Origin of the sequence: Flectobacillus rivi, assembly GCF_030056655.1 — a bacterium.
Classification (GTDB): Bacteria; Bacteroidota; Bacteroidia; order Cytophagales; family Spirosomataceae; genus Flectobacillus; species Flectobacillus rivi.
The window spans coordinates 174,183-187,627 of record NZ_JASHIE010000003.1 but is presented as its reverse complement, the minus strand read 5'-3'; the positions used below and the strand labels follow the sequence as shown (position 1 = coordinate 187,627).

The window sequence follows — 13,445 nt, the reverse complement described above, 5'->3', positions numbered from 1 at the left end:
ATGAGTTAGTTCCAATTAGAATGAGGGAACCAATTTGATATAGTCCAAACTCATGGCATTGGTACCGTTGGCAACCAAATACATATTAAGCTTTCCGAAAGAGTTAACCGTATATTCGCCTAGCAATTGTTCGGTGTAGGTCTTCACAGGAAGAGCCGCCGCTGGATAAGCAAAAGTGGTTGCACTCAAAGACGCCATGGCAAGCTTTTGGTTAATAGCAAAACCTGCCGTTTCGGCCACTGCAGTATTAGAGTTATACAAGTCATTGATCACCACCCAATACACTTTGTATTTGATAGATGGTACATCGTTGAGCTGATAGCGTAACCAAAAACCTGAGTTACCATGACCGATAACTGATACAGAGTTTGAGGTAAGGTTAGTCACAGGATTCAAACGGTTACGAACTGCAATGACAGCCGAGCCAATTGAAACAGGCATACGCTCTACGAAGTTTTCGCCCTCAACTACAAGGGTAGGGAATTTCTCTGTAGGAATTACCGTGATTTTGTCCAACACATACACTACACCATTACTCACTTTTACTGTTTGACTAATTGATGATTTGTCGATAGTAACATTTACACCAAATTTTGATTTCAATACAGAAGGAATTTGGTCAATCGTATAATTACCTTCAAACACTAAATCTTTGATAGTTGCAAAAGCCGATTGACGATAGGTACTATCAGCGGTACTTGTTTTGAAATAAGGTTTCAACTTTTCAACTTCTGCCAAAAAAGAAGCATCCTTCAACTGGAAGTAGGTATATTGTTTGGTTTCCAAGTTGAGGTCATATACATTTTGCGTAAAAGCATTAACCGTTTCAAATCCTGTTCCAGGGCGATAAATTGGTTGACCTGTCGTTGCACTAATACTATCGATGGTAGCTTTACTAGCATTGAATACCTGAAAAGTCAAGTTGGCGATTGCCGTATTTTGTGCCGAGCCTGTTTGGTTTGTACTAATGTATTTCCACAAAGATGGTAGCACAGTGATTGATTGCGAGAGAGTATGCAATACACCGTTACTAGCAAAGGTATTGGCAGAAGCAATCGTGGCTGTACCCAAGGTTGTTTTGCTCAATTTATAAAACTTGCCATTTACCATTTGTAAAGATTCAGAAGTGCCATCGTTTACAGGAACATTGTGACTCATGAGCGCAATATGGTTACCTACAAAGGCTTTCAATTGTGCTGTGTCACTCAAGATGGTTGTACTCAAACCATTCAAGGCATCGTTACTTGGCGCAAAAACAGTATAGTTGGTTGAAGAACTCAACACTTTGTCATAGCCTGTTTTGATTAGTAAATCTTTGAAAGTGCTCAGATTACCTTGTGTGCTAATCTGCTCAAAAAGATTTTTTCCCAATGATTCGGTAGGAGAAACTAGACGGTCATCCCAATTTTTACAGGCGACCATCCCTAAGCTCCAAACCATGAGAAAAAGGATATATATATTTTTTGAACGCATTTTTTTACAAGTTAAAATGTTGGAAAATTATTCATTAATCAGAGAGCCATCAGGCAAATGACGTGGTGAAATCTGATTTTGAGTAACTGGGATAAACTGAATCATGTCAATGTTGTTCGGTGAGTGCGTACCATTGATAGCTTGCAATCTGAACATGTGACGGTCAGTCGTTTTAATGTCCACCGTTCCCAATAATCTACCCGCCATGTTGATGTCTGTACCTGGAGACATATAGATTTTCCAACCTAATGATTCCAATTCACCAGCACCTAGCGTTGGCACTTGGTCAATAAATAAGAATGGTCTTGTCAATACCTCACCATCAATCGCACCCGTACAAGTAATCGTAAAACTGTTTGAGGTACGTTGACGACGATAGCACATCCAAACTTTATAGCGACCTTTTGGAATAATTGGAGTTTTCATATCTAACCAAAGGTTACGGCTAGGAACTCCCATTGGAACTTGCAAATAGTCTTTTTTCGCAGCAACCGCATCAATCACATAAGTAGGAGGGAACGAAGCATTTGCCCATTGAATATCCTGAATCACCGTACCAACAGGGAAGCTGTAAGTTTTCTTTCCATAATATGCTGAAAGCTTTTTCATTTCAGGGAAATCACAAACATCCCAGTCAATTCTTGTAGGAAGACGCAATTTGATATTATAGTGTCCTGACGCAGCGTGTAATACGCCGTTGGTGGCTGTATTATCACTTTCTGTACGAACCAACTCAATACCTGGTTCACGAACCCCATTGAATACGTCGTCATTCAAAAGAATGGTTTGTCCGTCTAACTTTGAACTTACTACGGTTGGTTCAGTACTTACTTTGGTCAAATGTGAACTTGCCGTGATAATGTCTCCAAGGTATTTGGCACCTACCAAAATGTGATATGCCACGTAGATATTCAAACTATCGGATTTGAGTTTAGGATTGCCTGTTTGCGAAAATCTTGCTTTTAATTTGGCAAAATCAGTGTATCCAGCTTTACTCAAAACAGTATTAGACTCAGCAATCAATGTGGTAAATCTTTTATCCAAATTGTCGTTTAGCACATTCAAACTATCATAATAGCCAGTTTCTTTAAGGGCTTGGGCAAAAATGGAATAGTTAGAATTGGCTGCTACCAACTCCGCAATGGATTTGGTAGCTGGTGTTAATACTGCATCTACAGCATGTAACATACCGTTACCAGTTTTCACATTGGTTTCAATGACATTCGCCTGACGGTTGAGTGTATAGCTTGAACCAGCAGTAGAATTGCTCACACCTGACAAAAGGTATTGTCCGTACATGGTTACTAAAGGAAGCTTCCCATCTTTGAACGAACTTGTGGTCAAAGTATCTCTAATGACATGAAGTTTCACAATGCCCTGAGCTTCTTCTTTCGTCAAACTTGTAGCCTGTTTTCCAACAGAAGTCAAGTATTTCTGTACGGCCTGATTGTTCGGTGCAAACATGGTGTAGGCACCATAAGCATCTAGGAAACTATCGTAACCCGCTTTTTCTACAATTTTAGCAAAGTCTCCATATTTGTCAGGATACTTGAGTAGGTAACTATAAAGGTTGGCATCGCCAGTGGTTGTTTCAACGATAGTAATATCTGCACATCCCCACAGGCCGATTCCTAACATAATGGTTAGGATAAATGCCGAAATTGATTGTATGATATTTTTCATAATCTCAATAAAATTTTTTGTGAGTGACAGACGCATTATTTATAGAATGGATTTTGAACCAATAATTTATTCGTTTGAATTTCGTATTGGTAAATCGGTAAATAATGGCTGTTAGGGTCTTTGATTTTTGCAATAGCTGATTGCTGACGTTCAGAAGGAACACTTCTTGCCGTAAGGTTTACCAACAAATCGATTCGTTTGTAGTTGGCACGTTTGGCATTTCTAAGTACATCAAACCAACGCTTTCCTTCAAAAGCAAATTCGCGAGCTCTTTCATCCAAGATATAGTCGAGAACACCGCCTGCACCATCGATATTCGCTGGGTCGGGTGACTGCTCTGTTTGAACAATCGCCCATGCTCTGGTACGAATTTGTTTGACAATAGCGAGCGCTTCTGTACCTCTATTCAACATCGCCAACGCCTCCGCTTTCATTAATAAAACATCTGCATAGCGATACATGACTACATTAAAGGGTGTTTCGCCAGCGGCACGGTCATATTTTCTAATAACCCCAGTCGTCATAGTCAAAGAGGACTCATCCGCACGTGTATCGTAGTTGGTTGGGTCGAGCAAATCTTCGGTAAAGATTTCTTCATTCACATACGCCGATGCTTGGTATCTTCTGTAGGCAGAAGAGTTGCCAAGTCCAAAAATAGCATACATAGGATAGTTAGTAATCCCGAAACGAATGGTATAATCACTACCGTAAGCTAATTCAAAAATACCCTCTGTAGAGTTACCTGAACGAACTGTGCTAAACCAAGCATTGCTTCTTGTAGCTGGGTTTGAAACTAAACCAAATTTGGCGCTACTAATCACTTTATTGGTTGCTGCTAATGCTTCGGTTGGTTTTTCCATCCATAAATACACATCAGCTTGAAGGGTATTTACCATGTATTTAGTTACACGACCATGGTCTTTTTCCTTTGTTCCGTAACTGGTGGGAGCATCAGGCTCAGCTTCAAGTAAATCTTTCTCTATTTGAGCAAGAATTTCTTTTTGAGTCGACTTGGCAATCGGTACAATTTCATCGTCACTACTAGTTGCCGAAGTTTTCAAAGGAGCATCGCCATATAAGCGTACAATGTAAAAATACATCCAAGCACGAATAGCTTTTGCTTCTGCCACATGTGCTTTCAAAGCATCCTGTGTATAGGTTTTATCCTTGTCGAGTACAGCAGGTGCAAATGAAATAACCGTATTACAGTAGTTGATAATTCTGTAAAAATCTCTCCAGTCTGTCAAGGCATTGGTTGGCAAAATGTTTGAGTTTAGGATATCCAATTCGTTGTTGGTAATACGAAAAGATGGACTTATCATATCGGCACGAATTTCGCCCATTACAAAAACTTTTTCAGGAATCACATCGATTACTGATGCGTAAATACCGCCAACTGCTGAAGCAACTTGTTCTTTATTGTTCCAAAATCTATCTTGAACAATACCGTCTTGAGGTCGCAATTCTAACCAACTATCACAAGAGGTAGTTAGTAAAAGAGCACTCAGGGCGATGGTTTGTATAAAAACTTTTTTCAACATTTTTCTATATAATAAAGGGTTGAATCTACATTAGAATGTTGCTGCAAAACCAAATGTGACTGTTTTTGCAGGTGGTGTCATCGAGTTGTCCGTTGCTACTCTGAATGGATCACTACCTCTCATTTGAACCTCTGGATCTTGACCTGTGTATTTAGTCCAAGTAATCAAGTTTTCCACGGTTGCATAGGCGCGAAGTGCGGTAAAGTGCAAGGTCTTCAACACATTTTTCGGGAAAGTATAGCTGAAAGTAGCGGTACGGAAACGTACAAACGACGCATCTTCTACATAGCGACTAGAACCTAACCAGTTATAACCTGAGTTATAAAGCGCTCTTGGAACCATCGTAACATCTCCTTCTTTTCTCCAACGAGCCAAAACTTCTGTACTTTGGTTACCAAAACCATACATATTGGTGGTGTTCATTCTAGTGGCGTTTACTACATCATAGTCGCTACGGAAGTTGAAGAAGGTTGTCAATTTGAATGATTTGTAAGAAACACTTCCGCCAAAACCACCTGTGAAAGCTGGGTTTGAGTTGCCCAAATACACTAAGTCCATATAGTTGATGTTACCATCTTTGTTAACATCTTCATACATAGCATCACCTGGCTGGAAGGTATAGTCGGTATTAGGGTAGTTAAAACGCATATATACCGATTGCCCGTCTGGCGTTACGATTGGTTCACCGCTTTTGCCTTTAGCTACCGTAGCGGCTTTGTCTTTATAAACACCCAAATAACGGTATCCATAGAATGACCCAAATGGGTTGTTTACCTGCATATAGGTCATATAAGCCCCGTTCAAAGTAGCATTCCCACCCGTACGAGGATACAAATCAGAAATCTCACGAATTACGTTGGTGTTACGAGCAATGTTAAAGTTGAAATCAACACTCCAATCTTTGGTTTTGTATGGATTATACATCATGTTTAATTCCCAACCCATGTTATCCATTGTACCAACGTTCATTTGGACATTACTAAAACCTGTGTAAGCAGGAATTTGTAAGTTTTCGAAGAAAAGGTCTTTTGTACTGTTTTGATAAAATTCAGCATCTAACGTAAACTTTCTTTTCGAAGTAATAATGTTTACCCCTAAGTTGCGACCGATGATTCTTTCCCAACGAAGGTTGTTAAGTTGCATCGTTTGTGGTACAACCGCTGCATCGCCCAAATACGACCATCCCAAGGTATTGTATTTTCCATAATACAAATAATCATAACGAGGTGCATTACCACTTTGACCGTAACTAGCACGGATACCAAGGTGCTCAAAAATATGTTCTAAAGGACGCATAAATGGCTCGTCAGATAGAATCCATTTAGCCGAAATACTTGGAAACAAACCATAACGGTAAGCTGGGCCAAAGCGTGAGTTACCATCTCCTCTAAGACCCAAATCAATGATATAGCGGTCTAAAAATCCGTAGTGAACATTCCAAAGTAAACCTACATTACGTGTTTGAGATACACCAGAAGCAAGTCTTGAAGTAGTCAAACGGGCAGGATTCGAAGCATCTGTCAAATCGGATGAAGCAGTGTTGGTTACATAAGATTCTTGCCAAACTGATTTTACATCTGAAGTGTTCAAAGCCCAAAGCGAGGTGAAATCATGCTTCGTGTTTTTGATTTTTGGGGTATAAATCAATGTCGATTTTGTAGTAACCGCAAACCCATCAGCATCGCCGTCTGTGGCTACGTTTACAAACGAACTTGTAAAGGCTTGTCCAGTGGCTACTTGTGGTAAAAATGAGCTCGTCTTGTTGTTATTGATGTCAAACTGAACGTCAAAAGTTGCTACCCATCTTCCTGGTGCAAGGTCATATTGCACTTGAAAGTGTGGAATGATACGTTCCGAAGTAATAATGTTTTTCGCAGATTTTACCATTGCTACAGGGTTGTAAGTGGCATTGGTCAAACCAGTAAAAGTACCTTGAATATTGGTTAATGGAGAGAAAAAGTTTCCTGTCAATTGTCCCAAATCGTTGTATTCATAGATACTCATGTTCGGCATTTTACTGTAAGCTACCGAACGTACTAAATCTTTATTGCTTGTTAAAGATGACACATAGTTACGATTGTTTACTGAGTGCGTAAACGAAAGGTCAGTTTTAAAGCGAATTCTATTTGATACGTTATAGTCCAAGTTGATACGCGTGTTAATACGATCTAATCCTGTTCCTATGGTTGTACCTACTTGGTTGAAATACCCTGTTGAAGCATAATACTTGGCTTTCTCTCCACCACCCATAATCGATACGTTATGGTCTTGAGAATAACCCAATTGCGTAATAGCATCCACCCAATTGACATTCTGGCTGTAGTTGTTGTACCAGTATGGGTCGTTGGGGTCATATTGAAATTCTTTTATGTTTTGGGTATTTAATGGTATACCATTTCTATTCATATACGCTTCAGGAATTAACATCGAATATTGGTCACCCGAAAGCATTGGAATGGCATTAGGTTGTTTTGATACCGAACCTTTGAAAGTATAAGTTACTTTCGGTGTACCAATTGCACCACGCTTAGTGTTGATTACTACAACCCCATTCGCAGCGCGCGAGCCCCACATAGCAGTCGCAGCAGCATCTTTCAATACGGCAATATTTTTAATATCCGAAGGAGCAAGGTTCAATAAGGACGCATAGCCCATTTCATCGGCTGTACCAAAGTTAAAGTCAGACGGAATGGATGTTTCGTAAGGCATACCATCAACTACAATCATCGGGTCGACAGAAGAGTTGATAGACGAAGTACCACGAATACGAATTTGCATCCCTGTACCTGGGTCACCAGAAGCAGCAGTAATATCTACCCCCGCCAAACGTCCTTGTAGCATTTGGTCGATAGACGTTCCTTGCATATCTTCTAAAACCTTCGCATCAATTTTTGCTACTGCGATGGTCGTATTTCTTTCAGAAACTGTCATTAAACCATTATCTGTTGGCTTGGCAGTTACCACAACTTCATCTAAGTCTGCGGAACTCGATTCCATCCAGATTTTGATATTGCTACGACCTTTAATGCCTACTTTCTGAGTTTTAAAGCCAATACTTGAAAATGACAAAGTGTTATTTTGGTTGGAAACTCTGATGACGAAGTTTCCCTCTACATCGGTTGTTACTCCTTTAACTATACGATTATCTTTGTCAAGCTCGGCGACTGTAACGCCAATTACAGCCGAACTATCTTTTGCTTCAACAACTTTCCCTCGCACCGTAAAAAGGTTAGGGCTTTGGGCATGGCTCCAGCTAACTCCTGTCAGCACCAAGCCACATATTAAGAGTATTTTGGTTAATATTTTCATTGGCTGTGAACATAGTTAAACACTATGTAGGTTTGGTTGGAGAATTAGTTCGACTTTAGGTAATTGTCAATTAAGTGAATCACGGCGCGGTTCGACAAGTTGTTACTTTTGTTGACAATCACGGTTGCTTTGCGCAACTTGGCATCAGATAAACTCATGGCACCTTTGCTGTTCAAAACAGTGACATTTACAGCATCTCCGTTTCCATCTTTTAGGAGTGTTTCCATCGCACCTGACTCTTTACCATCCGTTGCCACAGCCTTTTTATTCAAAATATGATAATTGATAAAATCTTCTACCTTTTTCTTATCCAATAAACTCGTTGGGTTGTAGACTGGCGTCTTCGTTGCACCTGTTCCAGTACCTGGCAAAACACCATCATTCACTGCTGCCTGAATTGCAGCATTGTTTGGAATAAACAATGTGTAAAATGTGCCTTCGCTTACATTGGCAATAGCATTTGTTGCTGCAGTGTACACGGTAGAGTTTTTCAAATATTCGAAAAAGTAGCCAAAATCCGACGTTAGGGTAGGAGCCAGATTAGCCAAATCTTTCCCGATTGGGTCTGCTATTGTGGTATTGGCAGGTGCGAAATTAAGGACGCCATTGGTGTAATACACTTTGCCATTAGAAGCAGTCTTGCTACTCAGAATAGTCAATGGAGCCGCTTTTGTACCTGTTGAATAGACCTTATTTCCATCAAAGCGAATGTATTCACCATTAATTGCATCGATAACACCTGAACCAGAAAGGTTATCCAATTCTTTGTTTGGAGTATATACTACAGAGGTAGCAACAATACGCTGAAGGTTAGCCAAAATAGAAGTCCCAGAAGTACGAGTTGTAGTGCCAGGTGCCGTATATCCCCACTCACTGTTCGCAACGTTCGCTACCGATTTTGATATATCGTAATCATACCCAGCCGCTTTGAAAAGGTCATCGCTAATCATAAATAATACGTAGTTCACTCTCGGATTTAGGATCGTGTTTTTCCAGTCCATATCCAAAATACGTGTCATCATTGAGTATTTAGGATCTAAATATGATTTTGAGTAAACAGATGAGAAAAGGTTAGATTCCTGAACTTTGTTGGTTCCGTAGAACATCGCATTACTCAAAATTTTCTTCTCAACGACGTTGGCATTAGCATTAAAACGAGCCTCTTCACCTAAAGCATTGAAGGAGTTTTGGAACTTGGTTGGCCAAACGGTTGACGGAAACAAATGCGCATTAATCAAGTCGATAATAATGCCTGGAGGCATTGCATCTAATGATTTGTAGTTTTCTAACAACACACTATTGATATAAGGAGTAAGTACATCGTTTGTTGGAACAAAAATACTCCACATATCTAACTGAGCATCATTTTCTGCATTTTTCAAGAAGTTTTCACAGTTGGGAGCAAACGTTAAATACTTACCCGAACTAGCTTGCTTATTGTAATTTTTCACATAAACTTTATCGCCTCTTCCAGTCAAGTTGGCATACTTAATCGTCATGGCATCGTTCAAACCGAAGGTTGCCGCATACTTCTCAATAAGGTTACGGAACACGCTATACTCTGGTTTGTTTCTGATGTATTCGTCAATCGAAGGTTGTACTGTGGGTACATCATCAATTTCATGAATCATTCCATTTTCAGCAAAAATATCAGCATTGACTACTTTCGAGTTCATCACGTTGAAGCCGCTATAGCTTACATTAGGATAGAAATAATTGTAGTCAGTGGCAGTTAGTCCACGAGCGCTCAGGTATTCATCCGTAAAGTACGCAATGTGCTTATTGTTGTTGTCGCCCACAATGTAATTACCGTTCTGACGGTTGGTCGCAACAGATTTGAATGAATTTCCATCAAAGGATTTTTCATCGTAAAAACCTGTGTAATAGGCTGTCTTACGTCTAAATGAACGAGAATCTTGCCACCCAGCAGGCGCTTGGTAGTCTGCCAATCGGTTTTTGTCAAAAGCATTAAATACCAATAATCCCTGAACAATTTCACGGGCTTTGGTTGAATCCATAGCGTTGAGGCTTTGACCCGAAGCGGTAAAATACTTATTGAAAGCGTCATCATTTGGAGCAAAAAAAGTCCAGTAACCTGCACTTGATAGCGTACGTTGGTAACCACTTTTGTCAATGACACCCAGTAAGGTTTTGAAATTACCCCGTTTCGTAAGCACTTGATAAATAGGAGGTTCGAGTGTCTCAGGACGTTTGTAGATATCCAACTCTTCTTTGGTACAACTACCTAGAAAAGTACTGATGAGCACACTCAGTACCAGCCAGTAGCGAATAGAGTATCGATGCATCATGCGTTGTTGTTTAATTTGAGATTTACTGATTTAATATATTAGTCCTATCGGATTTATTGGTTTACTATATGATTCTATGTTGGTTTGTTAATTATGCTGGCAGGTAGGTTGTGCCATAATTTGGAGTTTTATTAGATTTTGAGTTAAAACAAAAAGTGTTAGATTGACACATTTATCTTGGTTTTACTTTTGTTAAGTATTGCGCAACAAACGTGTTAATCACAGAAAAAAAATATGAAAAAATGAAGTTAAAGATTGGTTACACGTCAAATCAGAGAGAATTGCTTGTTAGTATATGGTAAACAAAAGACGTGCGGATTCATTAAAGGTATATATTTTTCCATAGGATTAAATTGGTTTTTTAAAGGTTATAAATCAGCTTGTATCGGGATGGTTAGGTAATACTTTACCTGTATTTTCGATGTAAAATAACAAGAAGTCCAATCTATAACCATCATGCTCCATCCTGTTAGTGATGAAAAATCTTGAAATAGTTCAATAATGATTTTTGATTTCAAATAATACCTTCTTATAATACAAATTTTCGTCTAAAACACTCCGAGACAGCCTATTAGATAGACTGTCTCGGAGATAAAGAGATTTAATAAAACATGAGTCATCCCTAAATTAGTGATTTAGCGAGTGAGTGATTATGTGAAAATTTGTATTCCATCACTAGAGACGCAATGATTACGTCTTAAGAGGTGTCATTCTGAAAAATAATATCGAAGCTGTTTTAACTTGGTTATTTTGAGGAAAAAAAATGCTTGTATTTAGGCTTAACAGGTATTCAGTGTTACAATTAACTAGATGTCCAGCTATTGACTGAAGATTCCTATTAGTGGATGAATTTATTCACCCGTGACAAAAAGCTAAAATACAATTTTTATAATAATCACTCATTCACTCAATCTCAATTCACTCAATTAGGAATGCCCCATGCTTCCTATGGCATTTTTTTGAAGCCTTCCCATTTCACCTTCCATTGTCCGTTGGTAGGGAATGAGGTTTTACCTGTGGGTAAATCGTCTCTGCTACACATCATGGCTATCGTGGCTAGCAAACCGCCATTTCCTGGCAAATACAAGCGCAAACGCTCGTCTTGAAAGTTGTGACCATTTGGCAGGTAGGTATTGGTTCTGATATTCATCATCAAGCCATCAATCGCTTTTTCAGGACGTCCTAGTCGTGCGGCAGTCATAGCAACCATCGGAAAATCCCAGCCCCATGTATCATGCCATTGCCATACATCCCAAACCTTGTCGAAAGTTCGTTGCATCGTTGGCATGTCGACCATTGGTGTTGGCGGAAGCATACCCAAAGCTCCCAAAACTGATGGGTGGTCTGTCAAAAACTTGGGATTGGTATAAGAATCCTGCGCAGATTCAGTAGCTAGATATACACCATCTTTTACAGGTAGTTTTGATAAATTTTGAAGGATTTTATCATACTTTTCATTAGGTTTCAAGCCCATGGCTTTGCGCCAATCTTGCGCAACTTTCAATGCCCAATGCCAATACACTAATTCGTAGGTAGGATTGAAAGTTTCTTCTGGATTAAATCGTTCTTGCGCTGGAATAAGCCCTTTGCCAAGGATATAGCGCTTGTTTTCTTCATCCCAATGCGGGTAAGATGCCATGAAATCTGCGGTGGCAAATACCAACTTACTATATTTTTGCAAGGTAGCCTTGGTTGGCTTTTGACGACGAACTAACTCTGCAAAATAGATAAAATGTGGTTGTTGCCAAATCAAAAATGCCCCAACCGAAGAGGGTGATTCTTCCCCTGCGGGATCGGTCATTTTTTGCCATCTTGCACCTTCGTAGCCCTGTCGTTTGGCTATGCCAACGGCATTAGGATATACTTTTGCATACCAATCTAAACTTTTTTCTAGTAAATCAACCCTTCCCCATAAGGCAAAATGGATTCCATGCCACCAGTGCATTTCGAGGTGCGGTTTTCCGTACCAAGAGTTATACGTCAAACCTGTTTCTTGAGGAGGCTGTTCGTTGGCACATTGTATTTTGGTGAGATACTGAGAAAGTACAATTCTTCTTTCCAATTCTTTTGCACGGACATCTGTACTTCCTTCAAAGTCAATGGCGCCACCACTGTTCCAGAAGTTTTTCCAAGCTAACAAATTACGTTGATTGATTGCAGAAAAGGTGCTAGTAGTTACAGGAGTTTTTTCTGAAAAATTTGCTGAAAATTCCCACGAGCCATCTTCAATTTTTGGGGTTAGAATAAACTCATGTGTCTTATTTTGAATGATCGTCCCCTTTTTATTCCAGTCAAATCTAACAAAATATTGGTCTGCATCTAACTGATGTTTGATAATCGCTGATTGAGTTTGTGAAGACACAATGGCAGACTGATGCTGGTCTGGATTTTTGTAGTTAGTACCGCTATCCAAAAATTGATTACTTGGAAATGGAAATTTCAAGAAAACCTGAATTTGCCCTGTTTTCAATAAATTTGATTGAATATTTACTGAAACAACATCTTGATTAGGGTCGCAAATAGTCACTACCGTTACGGGCTGACCTTCCAAAGAAAAATGACTGGTGATTTGTCCTGTGTATGGATTTAATTGCTGGTTTTGAACGACAATATCCGTGATTTGGGCAGTACTGCCATCTTTTTTCTTGAAAATAAAACCCAGATTTCCAAGCTGTAAGCGGTGAGGATTTTCACGATAATAATTGATAGCTTCCTTGCTTTTAGCATTTTTTGCACCTTGCACGCTATAAGTAACCTTTCGTCCATTGAGGTTATATTCTTTTAAAGTTTCCTCAAATTTGACATTTTCTTTATTAGGGAAAGAATGCCAACCCCAAACAGATTGTGTCCCGAGCGGTACACCGTTGGTATAATAATTGGGAAAACTCTGTAGTCCTGTGGCATCTACAGTAAAGGCAAATCGACCATTTCCAACAGAAAGTGAGGCTAATGTGTCAAATGAAGCAACAGAAATCGTGTGTCGTTCGACAACAGCTTTGCGATTGATTTTCTGTGCATAAGAAGAGAGGTAAGTCATTCCTAGTAAACCTAGGAGTAATAATTGTTTTTTCATCATCCTTCAATATTAGATCTAGTTTTTCTCAAAAGAGTGTTTTACTAGATTTATACT

General features: G+C 39.4%; 6 protein-coding genes. All 6 read right to left on the bottom strand.

The window, feature by feature from the left end; genetic code table 11:
• Positions 1–15: 15 nt before the first annotated feature.
• Positions 16–1,473 carry a fasciclin domain-containing protein gene (locus tag QM481_RS05155; RefSeq protein ID WP_283380902.1) on the bottom strand — a complete coding sequence of 486 codons (1,458 nt, stop codon included), beginning with the start codon at positions 1,471–1,473 and terminating at the stop codon, positions 16–18.
• Positions 1,474–1,500: 27 nt separating this feature from the next.
• Positions 1,501–3,156 (bottom strand): fasciclin domain-containing protein, encoded by a 1,656-nt coding sequence (locus QM481_RS05150; RefSeq protein ID WP_166551995.1) that lies wholly within the window; start codon positions 3,154–3,156, stop codon positions 1,501–1,503.
• A 35-nt stretch (positions 3,157–3,191) separates the two neighbouring features.
• Positions 3,192–4,697 (bottom strand): RagB/SusD family nutrient uptake outer membrane protein, encoded by a 1,506-nt coding sequence (locus QM481_RS05145; protein ID WP_283380901.1) that lies wholly within the window; start codon positions 4,695–4,697, stop codon positions 3,192–3,194.
• 30 nt (positions 4,698–4,727) lie between these two features.
• Positions 4,728–8,006, bottom strand: a complete 3,279-nt coding sequence (locus QM481_RS05140; protein WP_283380900.1) for a SusC/RagA family TonB-linked outer membrane protein — start codon at positions 8,004–8,006, stop codon at positions 4,728–4,730.
• 44 nt (positions 8,007–8,050) lie between these two features.
• Positions 8,051–10,315, bottom strand: coding sequence for a fasciclin domain-containing protein (locus tag QM481_RS05135; protein ID WP_283380899.1), 2,265 nt, complete (start codon positions 10,313–10,315; stop codon positions 8,051–8,053).
• A 946-nt stretch (positions 10,316–11,261) separates the two neighbouring features.
• Entirely contained in the window at positions 11,262–13,391 is a 2,130-nt protein-coding gene (locus QM481_RS05130) for a hypothetical protein (protein ID WP_283380898.1), read from the bottom strand.
• Between the last annotated feature and the right edge of the window lie 54 nt (positions 13,392–13,445).

Coding starts and splice junctions, on each gene's coding strand:
- QM481_RS05155 (WP_283380902.1), bottom strand. CDS start 1,473: ATGCGTTCAAAAAATATATATATCCTTTTTCTCATGGTTTGGAGCTTA.
- QM481_RS05150 (WP_166551995.1), bottom strand. CDS start 3,156: ATGAAAAATATCATACAATCAATTTCGGCATTTATCCTAACCATTATG.
- QM481_RS05135 (WP_283380899.1), bottom strand. CDS start 10,315: ATGATGCATCGATACTCTATTCGCTACTGGCTGGTACTGAGTGTGCTC.
- QM481_RS05145 (WP_283380901.1), bottom strand. CDS start 4,697: ATGTTGAAAAAAGTTTTTATACAAACCATCGCCCTGAGTGCTCTTTTA.
- QM481_RS05140 (WP_283380900.1), bottom strand. CDS start 8,006: ATGAAAATATTAACCAAAATACTCTTAATATGTGGCTTGGTGCTGACA.
- QM481_RS05130 (WP_283380898.1), bottom strand. CDS start 13,391: ATGATGAAAAAACAATTATTACTCCTAGGTTTACTAGGAATGACTTAC.